This window comes from Streptococcus oralis, assembly GCF_003944215.1.
Lineage (GTDB): Bacteria > Bacillota > Bacilli > Lactobacillales > Streptococcaceae > Streptococcus > Streptococcus oralis_BI.
In genome coordinates this window covers 88,558-111,499 of the sequence record NZ_RJVZ01000005.1, presented here as the reverse complement: position 1 = coordinate 111,499, position 22,942 = coordinate 88,558, and the positions used below count along the sequence as shown (strand labels likewise).

Here is a 22,942-nt window from a genome sequence, read left to right as displayed (position 1 = left end):
TGCTTAAATACTTTTACCGGGTAATAGAGTAACGGGTAAGAAATAACCAGTTGTCGCAACTTCCTTGCCTTCAATTTTCTGCAGGAGAAGATCGACAGTTAGGTGGGCAATCTCTTTTAGAGGTTGCTTAATCGTTGTCAGGTGAGGGTAGTAGTTCTCGATAAAGTAAGTCCCATCATAGCCGATGACCTTGAGCTCATCAGGAACAGAGATACCTAGCTCCTGAGCGATTTTGATAACCAAAATGGCTGTCAAATCGTCAGAAGCAAAGATAGCATCTGGTTTCTGATGGGTCAAGATATTCTTGATTTCCATTTCCTTTCTGACGGGAGAAAAGTCACTTGAAACATTGATAATAGGAGCTTTTGGGAGTACAGATGCAAAGCCAGCATGGCGCAGTCCAGTAGGCGAGTTGGAATTGTCATTCCCTGTAATCATGATGATAGACTGGGCGCCTGTCTTGACTAGAGTTTGAGCTGCGAGGACCCCGCCACCGTAGTTATCAGAGGAGACGACAGGGATGTCTGGAGACAAGTTTCGGTCAAAGGAAATAATCGGTGCTGTCACACGATTGTAGTCTTCGATTCCCAAGTTGTGACTTCCAGAAATGATACCATCGACCTGATTGGCCTCCAGCATTTCAATGTACTCCCGTTCTTTTTCAGAGTCATGTTCGCTGTTACAGATGATGGTCTTGTAGCCATTCTTGAAGAGCTGGTGTTCCAACTTGTCAATCAACTCCGCATAAAAGACATGACTGATGTTTGGAAAAATAAGTCCAATCAACTTGGCTGATTTTCCTTGTAGACTGCGTGCTAGGTTATTGGGTTTGTAGCCCAATTCTCGCATGGCTTCATTTACCTTTTGAATGGTTTTCTCAGATAGATATCCCTTTTTATTGATGACCCGTGAGACGGTAGTGGGGCTGACGCCTGCAAGTTTTGCGACATCAGTTAGTTTTGCGACCATAATCTAATTCATAGTAAGTTCCAGTTGGGTTTCCAGACTTGATCAGGATACCATTTTGGTCCGCATGTGGGAAGACACGACCAGAAAATACTTTTTCTCCTTTATTGATGAAAATTTCAAAGACCGACTTATCGATGAAGATAGTGGCAGTAGTAGCTTGGTTATTGATAGGGCAAGAACGAGTTGTACCAAATTCTTGGGCATACTGCTCACCAGCCTGACTACGATTCACTGTCACTTGACCATTTACAAGGTCAAAGTTGATTGAAAGGCCCTTGCTTTCTTTATCGGCTAGTAAGACAATCTCGCTCTGGCTATTGGCTTCCAAGTTGAGCTCGAGTTCATAGCTGTTATTCGTTTGAGCACGATTTGAAAAGGGTTCTTCAGAGACACGAAGTTCTTTGATAGCTACGACAGGGTATTGATAGAGTTTGTCATCTTTGATAGTGAGTTCTTTTACCAAGGAGAAGGTTCCTTGGTAGTCAAAACGGTCAGATGGATAAGAAACATCTGGTAGCCCAAGCCAACTTACTGCCAATGCACGTCCATCTGGAGCGTTAAAGGCTTGAGTCGCATAGGCTTCGAAACCATAGTCTAGATTATGAAGTTGAGACACATCTACCATTTTAGCATTTTCAGGATCAAAGGAAGCCCCGATCTTATACATATTTGGAAAGATATTGTCATAGTCTAGAACGTCCTTATCCAAACCTTGTGGGCAGTAGAGAAGGACAGGTTGCTCCCCTACAAAGACCAGATTTGGGCATTCCATCATGTAGGCAGTGCGATCGTTAGCGAAGTCAAGATCGCCAACTGCTTGCCAGTTTGTGTAGTCGTTGTCAACAGCCTTGTAGAGACGGACGAAGCCTTTTTTCTCCAAATCCTGTCCACCGACGATAGCATAGTATTGACCTTTGAAGTTAAAAATTTGCGGGTCGCGGAAGTGGTCTGTAGAGTCAGAAGGCTGATCAATCAAGACCTTGTCAATCTTTGTAATCTTGCCATCCTTGTCCATCAAAGCACCAATCTGGTAAGGGTGACGAATCCAGTTTTCATCACGGACATTTCCTGTATAAAACAAGAACAAGTTATCGCCAAACTGCATGGCAGAACCAGAGTAGGCACCGTGGCTATCTAATGGAGTATCAGGCAAAACTTTGACTCCAGTTTCTCTAAAGTGAACCAAATCATCACTTTCTAGCTGTGACCAAGATTTCAAACCGTGGGCTGCACCAAAAGGAAAATTCTGGTAAAAGAGGATCCACTTGCCATCAAAGTAAGAAAAGCCATTTGGATCGTTGAGAAGTCCTGTTTTTGGCTCAACATGGTAATGAGTATGCCAGGGAGATTGTGCCATCTTTTCCTTTATATGTTGAATTTCTTCTTGCGTCCAATCTTCATAGGGTCTATAACGACGCTCAGTTGTCCATTCCATTTTATCTTTCCTCCATAAGTTCTATTCTATTATTAATAGTAAACGTTTTCGGCAAAAAAAGCAAGTCTTTTATGTTAAAAAAGAGAAAAATATGTCAAACGATTGCCAGAAATAAAGTAAAGGGAATCTGGTAAATTTTCACGAAAAAATGAAAGAAAATATAAATAAAAAGCTTTGAGCCCTCTAATATAAGGATATTTTTTTGAGGAAAAAGAAAATATCCCTCAAAAATGAGCAAGAATAATCAGGAGCAAAAGAAAGGAAATAAAAAATTCTGCAAAACGCTTGACATATTTTAGAAACATGATAAAATAATAGTCGTAGGGCGAATAAATCGCTTTCAAACAAGAACAAAATTTTATAAGGAGATTTTTGCTATGGATTATAGTAAAGTTGCTGCCGAGGTCATTGAGGCTGTCGGCAAAGAGAATCTTGTAGCTGCAGCACATTGTGCGACCCGCCTTCGTCTGGTATTAAAGGATGAAACAAAAGTGAACCAGGCAGCTCTAGATAACAATGCTGATGTTAAAGGTACATTTAGCACAAACGGACAATACCAAATTATTATTGGTCCTGGAGACGTTAACTTTGTATATGCAGAAATCATCAAAAAAACAGGTTTGAAAGAAGTTTCCACAGATGATTTAAAAGAGATTGCGAATAAAGACAAAAAATTTAATCCATTGATGGATTTGATTAAGCTTTTGTCAGATATTTTTGTTCCAATCATTCCTGCATTGGTTGCAGGTGGTCTTTTGATGGCATTACGTAACTTCTTGACATCACCAGACTTATTTGGACCTCAATCAATTGAAGACATGTACCCTGCTATCAAAGGTATTTCAGCGATGATTCAATTGATGTCTGCTGCTCCATTTATGTTCTTGCCTGTTTTGGTAGGTATTTCAGCAGCTAAACGCTTTGGAGCAAACCAATTCCTTGGTGCAGCTATTGGTATGATTATGACCACACCAGATTTGGGTGGTAAAGAAGCTTTTTGGGATATTTTAGGTTACCATGTTACACAAACAAACTATGCTTACCAAGTTATTCCAGTTCTTGTGGCTGTCTGGTTGTTGGCAACTTTAGAAAAATTCTTCCACAAAAAATTGCCATCTGCAGTTGACTTTACTTTCACACCGCTTTTATCAGTTATGATTACAGGATTCCTAACTTTTACAGTTATTGGTCCTGTGATGTTGGTGGTTTCTGATGCCATTACTAATGCTATTGTATGGCTATACAATACTACAGGTGCATTTGGTATGGGGCTCTTTGGTGGAACATATTCATTGATTGTTATGACAGGGCTTCACCAATCATTCCCTGCTATTGAAACACAGTTATTGTCGGCATATAATAATAACGGTACTGGATTTGGTGACTACATCTTTGTTGTTGCTTCAATGGCAAACGTGGCGCAAGGTGCAGCCACTCTTGCTATTTACTTCTTGACTAAAAATGCTAAAACTAAAGGCTTGTCAAGTTCTGCGGCTGTCTCTGCTTTCCTTGGTATTACTGAGCCTGCCCTATTTGGAGTGAACTTGAAATACAAATTCCCATTCTTCTGTGCTCTTGCTGGTTCAGCAGTTGGTGCCTTTGTTGCAGGCTTGACCCATGTCATTGCTGTTTCTTTGGGAGCAGCTGGATTTATCGGATTCCTATCTATTAAAGCAGGTTCAATCCCTATGTATGTAGTTGCAGAAGTGATTTCATTTGCCGCAGCCTTTGCCTTGACTTATTTCTATGGTAAAACAAAAGCAGCAGGTGTCTTTGCTGATGAAGCCGCAACAGCAACTGCAGAGACAGTTACTGAAACTACAGTAGAAGCACCAGTAGTGGAAGAGTCTGATACTCTTCAAAATGAAACAATCCAAACTCCTATCGTTGGTGACGTAGTTGCTCTTGAGAATGTCAATGACCCAGTATTTTCAAGTGGTGCAATGGGACAAGGAATCGCTGTAAAACCAAGCCAAGGCGTGGTTTACGCACCAGCTGATGCAGAAGTATCTATCGCCTTTCCAACAGGTCACGCCTTTGGTTTGAAGACAGCTAAGGGAGCTGAAATCTTGATCCACGTTGGTATCGACACTGTATCTATGAACGGCGAAGGCTTTGAAGCAAAAGTTGCTCAAGGCGACAAGGTCAAAGCTGGAGACGTTCTTGGAACCTTTGACTCAGACAAAATCGCTGCCGCAGGTCTTGACGACACAACAATGGTTATCGTAACCAACACAGCAGACTACGCTTCTGTGACACCAGTCGCAAGCGGTTCAGTTGTCAAGGGAGATGCGATCATTGAAGTGAAAGCCTAGTCCTCTTCGAAAATCAAATCTAAAAACAAAACGAACAAATATCATGTTTGTTCGTTTTTATTAGATAGTAAGATTTACAGAGGAAAAACTAAAATATAGAGAAAAGTAACTTTTTGAAGTATGCTATAATAAAGAAAATAAAAACAAGAGGTTTATCATGACAAAATTATACGGAAGCTTAGAAGCAGGCGGTACAAAGTTTGTCTGTGCTGTCGGAGATGAAAATTTTAATGTTGTAGAAAAAACACAATTTCCTACAACAACTCCTATCGAGACCCTCGATAAAACCATCGAGTTCTTTTCAAAATTCGATAATCTTGCAGGTCTTGCTGTCGGATCGTTTGGCCCTATCAATATCGACAAAAATTCAAAAACCTATGGCTTTATCACAACGACTCCAAAACCTCACTGGGCAAATGTAGACCTACTTGGTGCCCTTCGTCGTGCCCTAAATGTGCCCATGTATTTCACCACAGACGTAAACAGCTCTGCCTACGGTGAAGTAGTTGCTCGTAACAATGCTGGTGGTCGTATCGAAAACTTGGTCTACTACACGATCGGTACAGGGATCGGTGCAGGTGTCATCCAGCGTGGCGAGTTTATCGGCGGTGTGGGTCACCCTGAGATGGGGCACTACTATGTAGCCAAACACCCAATGGATATTGAAAAAGAATTCAACGGTGTTTGTCCATTCCACAAAGGCTGTTTGGAAGGCTTTGCGGCTGGACCAAGTCTTGAAGCTCGTACAGGTATTCGTGGTGAAAACATCGAACTCAACAACTCTGTCTGGGACGTCCAAGCCTACTATATCGCTCAAGCTGCGGTCAATGCTACAGTGACTTTCCGTCCAGATGTGATCGTCTTTGGTGGTGGGGTCATGGCCCAACAACACATGCTGGACCGTGTGCGTGAGAAATTCACAGCTCTCCTCAACGGCTACCTACCAGTACCAGACGTGCGTGACTACATTGTCACTCCAGCAGTTGCTGGAAATGGTTCTGCCACACTTGGGAACTTTGTCCTTGCTAAGAGTGTCGCAAAATAAAGCAAACAAAAAATCCGCTTGGGGAACCAAACGGATGTTTTGCTTGAAGACAATGTTTTTTGAGCCTTTCCTTAAGTGATTACGGACGGTAGCGACTTTCTTCGAAATTCCATACCTAAACTTTGAGCCTAATGTCTCAAAGTTTCCGAACACCTGAAATCTAATGATTTCAGGTGTTTTTATCACGGCGGAAAGGCTAGGTAAGTCCTCGATTCACTATCGAAAAATAGGCATGATTTCCATACCAAAGTATATTTAGTATCAGACTATTTTCTATTTATGTTCTAAAAATCCGCTTGGGAAACCAAACGGATTTTTCTATTCTCAAAACATCTGCCAGAAGAAATCAATAATATAGGTCAAACCATAAGTATAAACCACTAGGGTAAAGGGCTTGGTCAAAACGATGATAATCATATAGCGTTTGAAGGTCATCTTGGTGAGGGCAGCCAGCATACAGAGAAAGTCAGCTGGGCTAACTGGCCAGATCATCATAAAGATAAAGAACCGCTCGAAACGATTGCCCTTATCTAGCCAACCGATGTACTTGTCATAGGTGCGCTTGCTGACGACCGACTGGACAAAGGCAGCTCCATAGAGACGCACGAGATAAAAGATAATGGCACAGCCAATCACGATACCAATATAGTTATAGATAGTCCCGATGATATGTCCGTAAATAAAGACCCCAGCCACTGAGGTCAAAGCTCCCGGAATGATCGGAACGACGGTTTGTAGGATCTGTAAAAAGATAAAGAGTGGTGGTCCCCAAATCCCAGCTTGCTGGATAAAGGCCGATAGGGTTTCCTTGGACTGTAAAACACCCGCCTGATAGGCCCAAATACAAAAAATCAAGGTGCCGACTCCCCCGACGATAGACGAAATATTGATGACTTGCTGTAGAAGGGGAGAAACAGCTTTCATTTGCTTATGCTGTGACATAGAAACTCCTTATAGATAGTATGATTCTACTATACCATATTTTTCTTATAAAGACTAATTTGATTCCTTATCTTGCTTTTTATATAAGTGTGGTACAATTAAAGAAGTAAGTCAAGAGATATAACGGTGAAAGAAATGTTAGATTTAAATTTTAAAGGAAGATGGAGAAAGTACCAAAAACAGGTCTTGGATCGTTTTCAAGACTATCAAGCAGATAGGCATGTTCACCTAGTGGCGGCACCAGGGTCCGGCAAGACCACCATTGGTATCGAGCTAATCGCTCGTTTTGGCAATCCAGCCCTTGTTTTGGTTCCAACTGTCACCATTCGTGAACAATGGGTGGACAGGATTCAAACAGCCTTTTTAGAGAACGAACAGAAGATTTCAGATCTCGTTTCCCAAAACTTAAAGGAGATGAAAGCATTAACGATTGTGACCTATCAGGCTTTTCATAGCGCCATGAACCAATTGCAATCACAAGAAGATGGAGAAGCAGAGGATTTTGTAGGGTTTGATTTGCTTGCAAGTCTAAGAGCTCAGAAAGTCGTTACACTTTGCTTGGATGAATGCCACCATCTGCGCAATGAATGGTGGAAAAGTCTGGAAGCCTTTCGCAAGCAATATGAACAGCTGCAAGTCATCTCCCTGACAGCGACACCACCTTATGACAGCGAGCCTGAACTCTGGGAACGCTATATCCGTATGTGTGGGGAAATTGACCAAGAAATTACGGTACCTGAACTAGTCAAGGAAGACACCCTCTGTCCTCATCAGGATTTTGTTTATATCTGTTCACCAACAGCTGAAGAGTCGGAACACCTCAGGCAGTTTGAAGATAGAAAGTGGGAGTATATCCATCAGCTTTTGGTCAATCCTGACTTTCAAGCTCTAGTGTCAGGTTCAAAGGTACTCAAAGGAGACATTTCATCCGATGTTCTACTAGAAGACCCTAAGTACTTGTCGGCTATTTTGATCTATATGTATTCTCAAGGATTGACCATTCCTGACTCTTTAGAGAATCTTTTGGGGGCGAAACGTCTGCCTCAGGTGAACTCCTACTGGCTCGAGCTGTTGTTGCAGAGCGTTCTCTATCAGACACCAGATTGGTATGAGGATCCAGATGGATATAGGAAAAAGTTAGAGGCTGACTTGAAGGCGCGTGGGTTGGTGGAAAAACGTCAGGTTTATCTGGTTAAGTCTAAGGCTTCTGACCAGCTTTTAACCCAATCTCTGGGGAAGTTGTCTGCCATTGCCGATATCTTCCGGGCAGAGTATGAGAGTCTAGGTCAGGAACTGAGACAGTTAGTACTAGCTGACTATATTCGCAAGGATTTTGCCACCTATCTGGGAGATAATCAGGCAACCATTCCTCAGTTGGGAGTTCTTCCTTATTTTGAAAGTATTCGTCGGAAAGTTCAGGAGCATGAGATACCTGTATCTTTGGCTGTTTTGTCAGGGAGTGTCGTTATTCTTCCGACCAATGTGGCAACAGAGTTGAAGGAACTCTTGCCTCAGGTTCATCTTAGTTTTTCGTCTATTGGTCAGTTAGACCAAGAAGATTATGTACTGGTGGGATTCCCTAGTACGGCTAAGGGTATTGTAGCGGCGGTGACGGAACTTTTCCAACGCGGTCGGATCCAAATCCTAGTTGGAACCAAATCTCTCCTTGGAGAGGGTTGGGATGCCCCTTGTGTCAATTCCCTAATTCTTGGAAGTTTTGTGGGGAGCTTTATGCTGAGTAATCAGATGCGTGGACGTGCCATTCGTACCTGGCAAGGACATCCAGAAAAGACTAGCAATATCTGGCACCTGGTCGCTGTTGAGCCTATCCGCATCCTCCCACTTCCCGGTGAAAAAGAGGAACAAGACCTAAATACTAACCAGGATCTTCAAACCCTATCGCGTCGTATGGAACATTTTCTTGGACTGGCCTATAATCAGGAGACTATTGAGACTGGTTTGGATCGCTTGGAGTTTCCAAAGCCCCCCTTTAGGAAAAAGCAAATCAGCGAGTATAATGAGCGAGTTAAGAGTCTCTCCAAGGATCGAGCAGGCTTGCGCAAAAAATGGCAAGATGCTCTTGTCGTAGCGGATCAGTTCGAGATAGTTACAGAAGTCGCAACCCAAAAACAGAAGATCCCAGTCATGCTCTTGCTTGATGCATTAAAATGGGTTCGCATGTCATTGCTCTTGTTAGCAGTGGATTTGTTGGTCTTGCTATTTAGACTGAGACTGATTGGTGTTTGGTGGCTTACGGCAGCCTGTCTCCTCTTTCTAGCTTTTGCTACATCACGCTATCTCTTCTATAAAAGCCCCTATAGGCGTATGCAATTCCTTGGTGAGCAGATCCGAAAGGCTCTGCTAGATTCGGGGCATCTAATAGACGATCAATCCCGTGTTCAGGTAGAGGAGGATAAGGAAAATTATATGGTTTTCACCTATCTCAAGGGAGGAAGCATGAGGGACAAGGAGCTGTTTGCACAGACTGTGGGGGAGTTCCTTACACCAGTGGACAATCAGCGCTATCTATTGAAGGCAGAGAAAGTCCGACAAGGTCAGTCACCTTACTATGTCGTGCCTAGTCTTTTTGACAAGCGCAAGGAAGATACACAGAAATTCCTCGACTTTCTGACGCCAACTATTGGACGTTATTACCTGATCTACACACGAACAGAGGCCGGACGGAAAATCCTTCTAGAAGCTCGTATCAAAGCTCTCTCCAATAAAAACGACCGTACCTTGACTAAGAAGAAGGTTAAAAGCCGATTGGAGTAGGAGAAGTAAAATATTACCCCTCTAGAAAATAAAAAAGCAAAGGGAGAAAATATGGCAGATACAATTTTAATTTTAGGTAATGGCTTTGATATTGCAATGGGGCGAAAAACAAAGTATACCGATTTTATTGACTTTGAAAAACAATTATTTTCTAATCCAGATGAGGGGTTACTGGAGTTTCTAAAAGTTAAAAATATAAGGATTGAGAAATACAGAGATAATTTGTATTTGAAATTTATTAATGATAACAAGGATAAACTTGGAGAAAATTGGTCTAACCTTGAAATCATGATTTCTCAACTTGCAGATGCAATACTGTTTTTTAAAGAAAATAGTAAAGTATTATCTGAATGTATTGGATCTGATTATTACCCTTATTTTAATGATGTTTTAGAAGATACAAATAATTACACCGCAAAACGTTATGTTGCAAAAGTATTCGAAGATGAAATTCTAGATGAAGAATTGGATAATTATAAAAAAGAACTTTTCATAGAGAACCTTAATGAGTTATTTCTTGATCAACTTGATTTACTAATTGAACTACTAGAAATCTATCTGTCGTATTTAGATTATATAGATTTTGAGATTCGAGGAATTGAAGCAAGACCAACAGCTTTGGATGCAATATGTTATTTATCACATACCTATGTTTTAAATTTTAATTATACCAATACTTCAGGATATCTATTTGGAACTTCTGATATGCTAACTCATTTTATACATGGCCGAATTGATTTAGAGAGAACTTTCGGTCGCATCAATACTATGGTCTTTGGAATAGAAGATAAAGAAAATGATGTTAACAGTGATTTAATTCCTTATCAGAAGTATTACCAAAGGGTCGTTAAAGAGACAGGAAATGAATTTGAAGAATTTTTCCAACCAAGGTACAGGGATTCAGATGAGGAAGTATCAATATTGATATCCAAAAATATAATTATTTTTGGTCACTCTGTTGATCCATTGGATAAAGAGATATTTCAAAAATGTTTTGAATTAGCAGAGAAAGGTGAGTATCTATATCGGTTTATTTTCACTTATTACGATGAATCAGCTAAACGTTCAATTATTAAGAATCTCGCAATCATCCTTGGGAAAGAAAAACTGATAGAGTTAACAGGGAAACGTAATGTTGTATTTGTTAAGAGTGATGATAAGGATGGTATGAAAGATGTTCTACTACCTTAATAAAATCAAAAAATAATTGAATTCATAGAGTACAATTATAAAATCATATTTTAAAAATAGTTTATATCCCACTCGTCCTCCCTAGGTCGAGTGGTTTTTCTTGAAATATGATAAAATAGAAAAGATAATACATTAATTAAGGAAAGTAAAAATGGCAAGTAAAGAAAATGCAGAACGCAAGGAGTTGCATCGTAAAATTTGGGCGATTGCGGACGATGTGCGTGGGGCTGTAGACGGTTGGGATTTTAAGCAATATATCCTAGGGATTCTTTTCTATCGCTTTATTTCAGAGCATATGGCCGACTATTTTGACCGTGCTGAGCATGAGGCTGGGGATTTAGAATTCCGTTATGCTGACTTAAGTGACCAAGAAGCTGAGCAAGATTTCAAACCAGGGACAGTTGAGGATAAGGGTTTCTTTATCCTTCCAAGTCAATTATTTGAAAATGTCGTCAAGAACGCTTCACAAAATGAAAATTTAAACGAAGAGTTGGCCAATATTTTTCAAGATATTGAAAAGTCAGCCATTGGCTTCAAATCAGAAGATGATATCAAAGGTTTGTTTGATAACTTGGATACACGAAGCAACATCCTTGGTGGAAGTGTTCCAGAAAAAAATAAACGCCTATCTGATATCCTTAACGGTATCAATAGCATTAACTTTGGAAACTTTGAGGAAAATGACATTGATGCCTTTGGAGATGCTTATGAGTTCTTGATTTCCAACTATGCAAGTAACGCAGGGAAAAGTGGTGGGGAATTTTTCACCCCTCAGACTGTTTCTAAATTGTTAGCTCGACTAGTCATGGTCGACAAGGACAAGATTAATAAGGTCTATGACCCAACATGTGGGTCGGGCTCACTCTTGTTACAGATGAAAAAACAATACGAAGACCATATCTTGGAGGATGGTTTCTTTGGTCAGGAAATCAATATGACCAACTATAACTTGGCTCGTATGAATATGTTCTTGCACAATATCAACTACAACAACTTTGACATTAAGCGAGGGGACACCCTTTTAAATCCTCAGCATTTGGAAGAAAAGCCTTTTGATGCTATCGTTTCTAACCCTCCGTATTCTGTAAAATGGGTGGGAGATGGAGACCCAACTCTGATAAACGATGACCGTTTTGCGCCAGCAGGGAAACTAGCTCCTAAGTCAAAAGCTGACTTTGCCTTTATCATGCATAGTCTCAACCACTTGTCCAATAAAGGTCGAGCAGCTATTGTTTGTTTTCCAGGTATTTTCTATCGTGGTGGTGCTGAAAAGACCATTCGTCAGTATCTAGTAGATAACAACTTTGTTGAAGCAGTGATTGCTCTTCCAGATAATCTCTTCTTTGGAACTTCTATCGCAACTACGATCTTGGTTTTGGCGAAGAATAAACTTGAAAATAAAACACTCTTTATTGATGCAAGTAAGGAATTCAAAAAAGAGACCAATAACAACGTTTTGACGGATAGCAATATCGAGCATATAGTTGAATTATTCTCTAATTATCAAAATGTTGACTATAAATCTGCTCTTGTTGAGAATGAGGTGATTGGTTCAGAGCAGGATTATAACCTGTCTGTTTCAACTTATGTTGAACAAGAAGATACTCGTGAGAAGATTGATATTGATGTGCTCAATAAAGAGATCGCAGAGACTGTTGCCAAGATTGACCACTTGCGTGCAGAGATAGATAAGATTGTAGAGGAGCTTAGCCATGGCAAATGATGTGATTCTCTATAGAACAGATGACGGAGAGTCCGCTATTGAACTTCACTTGGATAATGGAACGGTCTGGCTGACCCAACAAGAACTAGCTGATCTCTTTCAGACTTCCAAGCAAAACATTAGTAAACATATCAAGGCTATCTTTGAAGATGGTGAGTTGGATGAAACAGTGGTTGTCAACTATCAGTTGACAACCACTCGTCACGGGGCAATGTCTGGGAAAACTCAGTCGAAAAAAGTCGCCTTTTATAATCTGGATATGATTTTAGCGATTGGCTACCGTGTGCGCTCCCCTCGTGGAATCCAGTTCAGACACTATGCTTCTACAGTCTTGAAAGAGTATCTGATCAAGGGCTTCGCTATGGATGATGAGCGCTTGAAAAACTTGGGTGGTGGCTCTTACTTTAAAGAACTCTTGGAAAGAATCCGAGACATTCGATCAAGCGAAAAAGTCTTTTACCGTCAGGTTTTAGATCTTTTCGCGACATCAAGTGACTACAATGCAAACTCACCAGAGGCAAAGAAATTCTTTGCGACGGTTCAAAACAAGATGCATTATGCCATTCACCACAACACTGCGAGTGAACTCATCTATAACCGTGTCGATAGCGAAAAGGAGTTTATGGGCTTGACCACTTTTAAGGGAGACCTTCCTACTCTATCTGAAGCAAAAGTTGCCAAGAACTATCTGACAGAGAAGGAACTCCGTGGGCTTAATCAGCTTGTATCAGGATATCTAGATTTTGCTGAAAGACAGGCAGAGCGAGAAGAGGTCATGACCATGGCAGACTGGGTGACTCACGTAGATCGTATCCTTCAGGCTACTGGCGAAGATTTGCTGGACAATAGTGGTTCTATTTCTCGTGAACAGATGAAGCAGAAGGTGGATAAGGAGTATAAGAGCTACCAAGCCAAGACCCTCAGTCAAGTTGAAAAAGATTATCTCAAGGAAATAAAAAGCATTGAAAATCTAGCCAAGGAAGGAGGGAAACCATGAATATCCTAGAAGAAATCCAAAACTGTCCCGTTGAGTGGAAAGAGTTAGGGGAAGTTAGTCATTTTTACGGTGGTTTAACTGGAAAAACAAAATCTGATTTTGAAAATGGAAATGCTAAGTATGTAACTTATAAAAATATTTTTAATAATATACAAGTTGAATTAAATATATTGGAGAATGTTCAGGTAGATGAAAATGAGAAGCAAAATTTTATAGAATACGGAGACGTGTTAATAACAGGTTCTTCAGAGAGCAAAGAAGAAGTTGGCATGTCTTCTGTAGTTACTTTTGTACCTGAGGAACCGATTTATCTAAATAGTTTTAGTTTTGGAATACGATTTAATGAAGATGTTGAACTTTTACCAGAATTTACTAAGTATTTGTTTAGAAGTATTGAATTCAGAAAACAGATTGAGAAAACTGCAAGTGGTGTAACTAGGTATAATATTTCTAAAGTAGCATTTAAGAAAATAAAGGTTCCGTTACTTCCTCAAAAAATTCAAGAAAAAATAGTGCAAATACTTGACAAAATGACCGATTATGTTACAGAATTGACCTCAGAATTGACCTCACGTAAAAAGCAATATTCTTTTTATCGGGATAAACTCTTATCATTTGAGGATGAAGTTTATCAGGTTGAGTGGAAGACTTTGGGAGAATTATTTGTTTTTAAGAATGGATTGAACAAAGGAAAAGAATTTTTTGGGAGTGGAACACCTATAGTTAATTATACTGATGTATACAGGAACAATAAAATATCAGCGAATGTTTTGAGAGGAAAAGTTAGAGTAAGTCCTGAGGAAAAAGAACGTTATGGTGTTCAAAGAGGGGATGTCTTTTTCACACGAACTTCTGAAACACAAGAAGAAATTGGAAAAACTTCCGTATTATTAGATGAAGTTAAAGACGGAGTTTTTAGTGGATTTGTTTTGAGAGCGAGACCGATTACGAAATTATTGCTTCCTGAATACTGTGCATATTGTTTTGAATCAACTACTTTTCGAAGGGATATTGTGCGGTATAGTGCTTATACAACCAGAGCTTTAACGAATGGTAGTGCACTTTCGAAATTAAAAATCCCAGTCCCTTCTCTCGAAATTCAGTCTCGTATTGTTCAAGTTCTAGACAACTTTGACAAGGTTTGTAATGACCTAAACATCGGACTACCCAAGGAGATTGAACTTCGTCAAAAACAGTATGAATATTTTAGAGAAAAACTCTTGACATTCGTCGCCGAAGGCGAGTACACTGAGAGTAGAGTAGAGTAGAGGAGTGGGACAATTCCGCTCTTATCAGGCTATTACAGTGGGTATTTGGTCCAATTCGAGTGAAGGTGGGACAAGTTGTCAATTTACAACGCGGGAAACGTCTTGTGAGACAACAATTAGCTACTACAGGAAATTTTCCAGTTTATCAAAACAGTTTGACGCCCTTAGGATATTATACCGAATCAAACAGAGTGAAAAATTCTAGCTTTGTAATTTGTGCAGGTGCGGCTGGTGAAATTGGGTATAGCGCTATGGACTTTTGGGCAGCAGATGATGTCTACACATTAGAGACGTCAGATAATATTTCTGATAAATTTATGTACTATGTCTTGGTAAGTAAGCAAGATAGACTCAAATCACAAGTTCGAAAGGCAAGTATTCCGAGATTATCTAAGGATGCTATTGATAAAATTACTTTTTACTTACCATCCATTACAGAACAAGAAAGAATCGTCTCTACTCTTGACAATTTCAATACTTTAACCAACTCTCTTTCTGAGGGTCTTCCAAAAGAAATCGAACTAAGACAGAAACAGTATGAATATTGGAGAAATCAATTACTCAATTTTAATGAATAAGGAAAAGTGAATCATGGCGGATGATAAAGTATTTGATACATTGGAAGATGTTGCAGACGAACTGATCTCAAGTGATAAGAAGGTGCATTTAATTTATGCTTTTAATGCTACAGGGAAAACAAGGCTATCTACAATTTTAAAGGATAAATTAAATATCTCGGAAAATGATGAAGAGTCAAAAGTAAAGAAAATACTTTATTTTAACGCTTTCACAGAAGATCTTTTTACTTGGGAAAATGATTTAGAAAATGATGAAGATCGCTACCTCAAATATGATAAACGTACTTTTTTTGGTAAGTTTTTAGAAGAACAGCAACAATTTGAACAAGTTATTATCAACTTTCAGAAGTATGTCCATAACCTCATAGTTCCAAGTTTTGAGGATATTGAGAGACAGGCTAATGATAGTTCTGGATTCCCGATTTTTGATATTATTGGAGACCAGCGTGTTCCAAGATTGGTGAGTGATTTTAAGGGAATTCGCTTTACTTTAGATGGTGATACAGTCAAAATTTCTAGAGGTGAGGAGAGGATATTTGTTTGGTCTATATTCCTAACTCTTTTGGAACTTATTATTGAAGAGTTAAGCGATCCAGAGATTGACTCTGATTTTCAGGACTTTAAGTATATTTATATTGACGATCCAATTTCTTCGTTAGATGATAACAATACTATTGATTCCGCTATTTTTTTAAAGGAAATTATTGCCAAATCTAAACGCACTGATTTAAAGTTTATTATTTCTTCTCACCAACCACTTTTTTATAATGTTTTGTACAATGAAATACGATTTGACAGAAAAATACCAAATAAAAAAAAGTCCTTTTATGTTATGAAAAAAGAAGTTGATAAGGAAGATAAAGTTAGATATATTTTAACTGACGTTGAGAAAGATTCTCCCTTCGGATACCACCTAAAGGTAAGAGAAGAGTTACGTAAAGCTGTAGACAGTGGACGAGTAGAAAAATTTCATTATGCTTTGTTTAGAAATCTGTCAGAGAAAACAGCAACATTTTTAGGTTATAGTAGATGGGAAGATGTTTTATTAGGATTAGAGGTGGCAGGTGAGGAGATTACCAAAGAAAATGTAGAACCATATGCTCAAAGGTTTGATTTATTCACTCATAATCGTCAATCGGACTTGGAGTTTAGAGAATTGCAAGAACGAGAAAAAAATACCTTAATAGAATTATTCAATAGTTTTGAGAAAAATTATAAATTTAACCCTAAAGAGGAAAATGAAAATGGTTGATTATTCAAAAGTACATGAAGTAATTGCGGAAACAAATGAAGGGATTCTCTTGGCTGAGTATCAACCAGAGTATCGCACAGATAGAGAATACCAGTCAGAGGCTGACCTAGAAAATCAGTTGATTTCTGATTTGGTTAATTATCTTAACTACGAACGCTTGGATATTCACACACCTGCCGAACTCTTAGCAAATGCCAAGGTCCAAATTGAAAAACTAAATAAAGTGACCTTTACGGATACTGAGTGGAATCGCTTTGTTTTGGAGTATCTGGATTGTCCCAATGAAGGATTAGTTGAAAAAACACGCAAAATCCAAGAAAATCATATTTATGATTTTGTCTTTGATGATGGACGGATTAAAAATATTTTTATCCTTGATAAGAAAAACATTCACAATAACAGTATGCAGGTCATTAACCAAGTGACTCAGGTGGGGAGCCATACCAATCGTTATGATGTTACTATTTTAGTGAATGGTCTGCCGTTAGTTCAAATTGAATTGAAGAGACGAGGGGTTAGTCTCAAACAAGCTTTTGAACAAATCCATAGATATAGTAAGGAAAGTTTCAATAGTGAAAATTCTTTATACAAATACATTCAGATTTTTGTCATTTCGAATGGCACTTATACACGCTACTTTGCCAATACAACAGCTCAAAATAAAAATCATTATGAGTTCACCTGTGAGTGGGCGGACCGCAAAAATAAAACAATTCATGACCTCGAGGACTTTACTGTCACTTTCTTAAGTAAGCGAGTCCTCTTAGAAGTTTTGACCAAGTATTGTGTTTTTGATGCTGATAATACCTTGCTCATCATGCGCCCTTATCAGATAGCAGCAACTGAGAGTATCATACGCAAGATCCATTCATCTAATGAGATGAAGAACTTTGGCACTATCAATGCTTGTGGCTATATCTGGCATACAACGGGGTCAGGAAAAACTTTGACCAGCTTTAAGACTGCACGCTTGGCGACAGAGTTGGACTACATTGACAAAGTGATTTTTGTGGTTGATAGAAAAGACCTTGACTATCAGACCATGAAGGAGTATCAAAAATTCCAGCCAAATTCAGTCAATGGTAGCAACAATACCAAAGAACTCCAACGAAGTATCGAAGAAAATGATGATCGAATCGTTGTCACAACCATTCAAAAGTTAAACAAATTTATAACAGCGAATCCAAATCATGAAATCTATGCTAAGAAATGTGTCTTGATTTTTGATGAGTGTCATCGTTCGCAGTTTGGGAAGGCGCAAAAGCGAATTAAGAAGGCCTTTAAACAGTACGCCTTGTTTGGATTTACAGGAACACCGATTTTCCCAGAAAATAGCTTGACGGGTGAAACGACACAAGAAGTTTTTGGAGAACAACTTCATAACTACGTTATCACAGATGCTATTCGAGATAAAAAAGTATTGAAGTTTAAGGTTGACTATAACTATATCAAGCCTGAAATCAATAAATATAGAGAAGCAGAAAAAGCAGTTGGTCAAGAGGTTGATGAGAAGAAACTCAAAAAGATGGAGAAGGAACTCCTTTTGCATCCAGAACGGATAGCAACTATCACAGAGTATCTGTTGAGAGTTTACAATGACAAAACTCATCGAAATCAACATTATACTCATAAGCAAAAACAACTGTTTGGATTTAATGCCATGCTAGCTGTACAAAGTATTGAAGCAGCAAAGTTATACTATGACGAACTCCAGCGACAACAAGCAACTTTACCAGAAGCTAAACGCTTGAAAGTTGCAACCATCTTTAGCTTCGCACCAAATGAAGAACAGTCAGCTTATGGGGAAATTCAAGACGAAGAATTAGAACCGCAAGATACAGCCATGCCTCAATCTTCTAAAGAGTTTCTGGAAAAAGCGATTGATGACTATAATCGAATGTTCAAGACCAACTTCTCAACTGATGGGAAGGAGTTTCAAAATTACTATCGTGACCTTTCTAAGAGAGTTAAGTCTAAAGAAGTTGACCTTCTGATTGTAGTAGGTATGTTCTTGACAGGATTTGATGCTCCGACTATGAATACGCTATTTGTTGACAAGAATCTACGTTATCATGGTTTGATTCAGGCATTCTCGAGAACCAATCGAATTTTTAACAAGGTTAAACCTTTTGGGAATATTGTTTGTTTCCGTGATTTAGAAAAGGCTACGCAAGAAGCTATTAAAACTTTTGGGGATACCAACAAACTTGAAATCATCTTAGAAAAAAGCTTTAGCGAATACATGGATGGTTTCGTGGATCAAGTAACGGGTATCGAGGTCAAAGGCTATACTGAAGTCTGTCGGGAAATTCTGGAAAGATTCCCGAATCCGCAGGAAATTGAAACAGAGCATGAGAAAAAAGAGTTTGTTAGGCTCTTTGGTGAGTTGTTGAAGCTTGATAATGTTCTTCGAAATTATGACGAATTCCAAGAAATTGACAAACCTATTTCTGAAGGTTATCTTCAGGATTTAAGAAGTGCCTATGTGGAAATTCGAGATGAATTTTTGAACCTTAAAAACTATGAAAAGACCAAAGATCTAGATGTTGACCTTTCAGATGTTGAATTTGAAATTGAATTACTAAAAACAGATGAGATTAACCTAGACTATATTTTGGCATTGATTGTTGAAAAATCGAAGAATTCTGAGTCCAAAGAAGCAATGAAAGCAGAAGTTAGTCGTGTGATTCGTTCTAGTATCGATATTCGTGCCAAAGAAGAGTTGGTTATTGGATTTATCAATGATACCGATTTGCAAAAATTGCAAGACCATGATGAGATTATCAATGCATTCTATGAATATGGTAAGGAGCGCAAGAAAATTGCGATTCACGACCTAGCTGAATCTGAGAAACTTGTAGCTGATTATCAATTATTCATCGACAAATCAATTCAACGAGGTTATGCTGAAAACAGTGGGACTGATTTGGATTCGATTATTCCACCAACTTCTCGTAGACAGGGAGCGCGTGAACGGAAAAAACAAGAGGTTTTACGTAAGATTCAGTTATTAGTAGAGACTTATTCAGGTATTTAAGGATTGTCGACTAAGGCTTATTAGAAAAATCAGGATCTACAAAAAACACTATTTATTCGCTCATATTCCGCTCATAATTCGCTAATTTTTAGGATACAACTTTGTTTCCATATTTCCTGGAAACTGATAGAAAGTAAGGAGAAACATGGAACAAACTAATCAAAAATCCCAGTGCCAGCAACTCTGGGCTAGAAATAAATACCTCGTTTTGAGCCATTCCAGCAATATTTACAATGAGATTCGCCAATACTTGAAGAATGAAGTGGTGGAGGTGAGTCATGTTCAAGAACTGATTGACCGTGCTTGCCAAATTTCTGAGCATAGGGGTCAGGTTTGCAATGCCTTTCAGCATATTTGGGGCTATTTCAAAAAGAAAGCAACAGATGTTGAGCGCAAGGACTATATGCTCTTGCTGGATCGCTATCGCTTTGCTCAAGCTTCCAAGGAGGACTTGATTGCTAAGACGAGAGATTTGCTTGAACGATACCCAAATGCTTATCTGCAACATTCTACCTTGCTGAAAGGAGACTCCCATGAGACTTTGGCATGAGGCTTTGATTTCACAACTTCCCCGTCCCCAGCTCTTGGGGCAACATCGAGAGTGTTGCGCCCTGCGTGGCAATGGCTGGGGCAGAAAGCATGCGACGGTTGACTATGTCTTTACCCACTCGCCCTATCGTCTCTATGCCTACCATCGCTTAATCATGAAGGAGATGGCTGACCGTGGCTATAATGTCAGTCCAGAATGGTTGGACAAGAACTACCGTGGCAAAACCTGTCCTCCTTATCAAGACTTGCCTGAGGAGAAGCTAGGCAATCCTATCTACAGTGAGCATGACGTTGCCTACTATGAGGAGTGTCTGGCTAATCTCCGTGACAAGGGGATAGAGCTATAGTCTTTTCTAATAACAAGTCATAGTCACTTATAAGAAACATAAATAGCTCGTTTGAGCATTCTAACTAAAATATAGCTATAAAACAAGCTATGCAAAGGATTTGAGACATTTGTTTCAAGCCTTTTTCTTTTGACCAAAAGAGTGATATAGTTTCAAACTATATCAAAGCCTAATTATTTACAATTATACAGACAGTTTCTTTTCTGTTAAGATAGTTTCAACAACAAATTTTGGAGGACACATCATGTCAACTACAATCATCGGTTTCCCTCGTTTGGGTGAATTCCGCGAATTAAAATTTACAACTGAAAAATACTTTAGAAAAGAAATCTCAGCAGAAGAACTCCTTGCAGCAGCAAAAGAATTGCGTGCCAAACACTGGAACATTGTCAAAGAAAAAGGTATCACTGAAATCCCATCAAATGACTTTTCTCACTATGATAACTTCCTAGATGCTGCTTTCCTCTTCAACGTGGTGCCAGCTTCTGTTCAAAACTTGGACTTGTCTGACCTTGAGCGCTACTTTGCTTTGGCGCGTGGTTACCAAGGTGAAAAAGGGGATGTTCGTGCCCTTCCGATGAAGAAATGGTTCAACACCAACTACCACTACATCGTACCTAAATTTGAAAAAGACACTCAAGTCAAACTTGCAGGTCACAAGATCTTTGATGAGTTCCAAGAAGCAAAAGAACTTGGTCTCAACACTCGTCCAGTCCTTGTAGGACCATTCACTTTCCTTCAATTGTCAGACTTTGAAGAAGGTGTGAAAGCAGAAGACTTCGTAGATAGCTTTGTAGCTGCTTACCAAGAAGTTTTTGCTAAATTGGCTGAACTTGGTGCAACTCGTATCCAACTCGATGAAGCTGCTCTTGTAAAAGATTTGACAGCTGAAGAAAAAGCTCTCTTCTTGAACCTCTACAACAAACTTTTGGCTGATAAAAAAGGTCTTGAAGTATTGCTTCAAACTTACTTCGGTGATGTTCGTGACGTCTACGCTGACCTTGTAAACTTGCCAGTGGATGCTATCGGTCTTGACTTCGTTGAAGGTAAGAAAACTCTTGAACTTGTTAAAGGTGGCTTCCCAGCTGACAAGACTCTTTATGCAGGTATCGTCAATGGTAAGAACATCTGGCGTAACAACTACGAAAAGAGCTTGGCTGTTCTTGAGCAAATCCCAGCTGAAAACATTGTTTTGACAAGCTCATGCTCACTTCTTCATGTGCCATTTACAACTGCTAACGAAGAATTTGAACCAGCTATCTTGAACCACTTTGCCTTTGCGGTTGAAAAATTGGAAGAACTTCGTGACTTGGATGCTATCCGCAATGGTCAAGGTGAACAAGCTCTTGCAGCTAACAAAGAACTCTTTGCGACTGAACGTGTGGGTGAAAATGCAGAACTTCGTGCGCGTATCGCTGGATTGACAGACGCTGACTACACTCGTTTGCCAGCCTTTGCAGAACGTGAAGCCATCCAAGAAGAAGCTTTCAAACTTCCAGCTCTTCCAACAACAACCATCGGTTCATTCCCTCAAACTAAGGAAGTTCGTGCCAAACGTTTGGCCTTCCGTAAGGGTGAATTGTCACAAGAAGAATACGATGCCTTCCTTGCTGAAACGATCGACGAATGGATCAAATGGCAAGAAGAAGTTGGATTTGACGTGCTTGTACACGGTGAGTTTGAGCGTAATGACATGGTTGAGTACTTCGGTCAAAACTTGTCAGGTTACCTCTTCTCTAAGAATGGTTGGGTACAATCATACGGTATGCGTGGAGTGAAACCACCAATCATCTGGGGTGATGTCACTCGTCTTAACCCAATCACTGTTAAATGGTCTAGCTACGCACAAAGCCGTACTGACAAACCTGTTAAAGGTATGTTGACTGGACCTGTTACCATCCTTAACTGGTCATTCCCACGTGAAGACATCTCTATCAAGGATTCTACTCTTCAAATCGCTCTTGCTATTAAGGATGAAGTGCTCGACCTTGAAGCTGCAGGCGTGAAGATCATCCAAATCGACGAGGCTGCTCTTCGTGAGAAATTGCCACTCCGTCGTAGCGACTGGTACGAAGACTACCTTGACTGGGCTATTCCAGCCTTCCGCTTGGTACACTCAACAGTAGCGCCAGATACTCAAATCCACACTCACATGTGTTACTCAGAATTTACAGATATCATCCCAGCTATTGACAACATGGATGCGGACGTTATTTCCTTTGAAGCAAGCCGTTCAAACCTTGAAATCTTGGACGAACTCAAAGCGAAAAACTTCCAAACAGAAGTGGGACCTGGGGTTTACGATATCCACTCTCCTCGTGTGCCAAATGAAGGCGAAATCGACCACACAATCGAAGCTATCCTTGCTAAAGTACCAAGCAAGAAGGTTTGGATTAACCCTGACTGTGGTTTGAAAACACGTGGTATCCCAGAAACAAAAGAAAGCTTGATTCGCCTTGTCGAAGCAGCTAAGGCTGCGCGTGAGAAATTGTAAGATAAGATTTCTCTCTTGACCCTGA

At 39.6% G+C, this 22,942-nt stretch carries 16 protein-coding genes; 13 read left to right on the top strand and 3 right to left on the bottom strand.

Translation table 11 applies throughout. From position 1 onward, the window contains the following. Positions 1 to 3: 3 nt before the first annotated feature. A complete protein-coding gene (locus D8804_RS04235; RefSeq protein ID WP_000225989.1) occupies positions 4 to 969 on the bottom strand; it encodes a LacI family DNA-binding transcriptional regulator in 966 nt (321 codons plus the stop codon). Next, a complete protein-coding gene (locus tag D8804_RS04230; protein WP_125398950.1) occupies positions 950 to 2,404 on the bottom strand; it encodes a sucrose-6-phosphate hydrolase in 1,455 nt (484 codons plus the stop codon). Before D8804_RS04230 ends, D8804_RS04235 begins: the two co-directional genes overlap by 20 nt. Positions 2,405 to 2,781: 377 nt before the next feature. Here D8804_RS04230 and D8804_RS04225 point away from each other — a divergent pair, with 377 nt between their 5' ends. Both D8804_RS04225 and scrK read left to right on the top strand, forming a co-directional pair. Continuing rightward, positions 2,782 to 4,719, top strand: a complete 1,938-nt coding sequence (locus tag D8804_RS04225) for a sucrose-specific PTS transporter subunit IIBC (protein WP_125398949.1) — start codon at positions 2,782 to 2,784, stop codon at positions 4,717 to 4,719. 157 nt (positions 4,720 to 4,876) lie between these two features. After that, positions 4,877 to 5,764 (top strand): fructokinase ScrK, encoded by an 888-nt coding sequence (gene scrK / locus D8804_RS04220; protein ID WP_125398948.1) that lies wholly within the window; start codon positions 4,877 to 4,879, stop codon positions 5,762 to 5,764. Between the two features lie 324 nt (positions 5,765 to 6,088). On the opposite strand, the gene D8804_RS04215 is transcribed toward scrK, so the two are convergent. Further along, positions 6,089 to 6,706: a TVP38/TMEM64 family protein gene (locus tag D8804_RS04215; RefSeq protein WP_000077674.1), complete on the bottom strand. Its 618-nt coding sequence runs from the start codon at positions 6,704 to 6,706 to the stop codon at positions 6,089 to 6,091. A gap of 135 nt (positions 6,707 to 6,841) precedes the next feature. Here D8804_RS04215 and D8804_RS04210 point away from each other — a divergent pair, with 135 nt between their 5' ends. From D8804_RS04210 to metE, 11 genes are all read left to right on the top strand, one after another. Then, positions 6,842 to 9,481 carry a DEAD/DEAH box helicase family protein gene (locus D8804_RS04210; protein ID WP_125398947.1) on the top strand — a complete coding sequence of 880 codons (2,640 nt, stop codon included), beginning with the start codon at positions 6,842 to 6,844 and terminating at the stop codon, positions 9,479 to 9,481. 51 nt (positions 9,482 to 9,532) lie between these two features. Continuing rightward, a complete protein-coding gene (locus D8804_RS04205) occupies positions 9,533 to 10,672 on the top strand; it encodes an AbiH family protein (protein WP_125398946.1) in 1,140 nt (379 codons plus the stop codon). A 151-nt stretch (positions 10,673 to 10,823) separates the two neighbouring features. Further along, positions 10,824 to 12,395, top strand: a complete 1,572-nt coding sequence (locus D8804_RS04200) for a type I restriction-modification system subunit M (RefSeq protein ID WP_125398945.1) — start codon at positions 10,824 to 10,826, stop codon at positions 12,393 to 12,395. Next, positions 12,385 to 13,392, top strand: coding sequence for a virulence RhuM family protein (locus D8804_RS04195; RefSeq protein ID WP_125398944.1), 1,008 nt, complete (start codon positions 12,385 to 12,387; stop codon positions 13,390 to 13,392). Before D8804_RS04200 ends, D8804_RS04195 begins: the two co-directional genes overlap by 11 nt. Further along, complete coding sequence (locus D8804_RS04190) at positions 13,389 to 14,660, top strand: restriction endonuclease subunit S (RefSeq protein ID WP_125398943.1); 1,272 nt, start codon at positions 13,389 to 13,391, stop codon at positions 14,658 to 14,660. Before D8804_RS04195 ends, D8804_RS04190 begins: the two co-directional genes overlap by 4 nt. 104 nt (positions 14,661 to 14,764) lie before the next feature. Then, positions 14,765 to 15,238 carry a restriction endonuclease subunit S gene (locus tag D8804_RS04185; RefSeq protein ID WP_260472327.1) on the top strand — a complete coding sequence of 158 codons (474 nt, stop codon included), beginning with the start codon at positions 14,765 to 14,767 and terminating at the stop codon, positions 15,236 to 15,238. Between the two features lie 13 nt (positions 15,239 to 15,251). After that, complete coding sequence (locus D8804_RS04180; protein ID WP_125398941.1) at positions 15,252 to 16,490, top strand: anticodon nuclease; 1,239 nt, start codon at positions 15,252 to 15,254, stop codon at positions 16,488 to 16,490. Next, positions 16,483 to 19,527, top strand: a complete 3,045-nt coding sequence (locus tag D8804_RS04175; RefSeq protein ID WP_125398940.1) for a type I restriction endonuclease subunit R — start codon at positions 16,483 to 16,485, stop codon at positions 19,525 to 19,527. The genes D8804_RS04180 and D8804_RS04175 overlap by 8 nt, the downstream gene beginning before the upstream one ends. Positions 19,528 to 19,672: 145 nt before the next feature. Next, complete coding sequence (locus D8804_RS04170) at positions 19,673 to 20,077, top strand: YbgA family protein (RefSeq protein ID WP_125398939.1); 405 nt, start codon at positions 19,673 to 19,675, stop codon at positions 20,075 to 20,077. Beyond that, positions 20,061 to 20,423, top strand: a complete 363-nt coding sequence (locus tag D8804_RS04165) for a TIGR02328 family protein (RefSeq protein ID WP_125398938.1) — start codon at positions 20,061 to 20,063, stop codon at positions 20,421 to 20,423. Before D8804_RS04170 ends, D8804_RS04165 begins: the two co-directional genes overlap by 17 nt. Before the next feature lie 244 nt (positions 20,424 to 20,667). Then, positions 20,668 to 22,917: a 5-methyltetrahydropteroyltriglutamate--homocysteine S-methyltransferase gene (metE, locus tag D8804_RS04160; protein WP_125398937.1), complete on the top strand. Its 2,250-nt coding sequence runs from the start codon at positions 20,668 to 20,670 to the stop codon at positions 22,915 to 22,917. Positions 22,918 to 22,942: the final 25 nt, after the last annotated feature.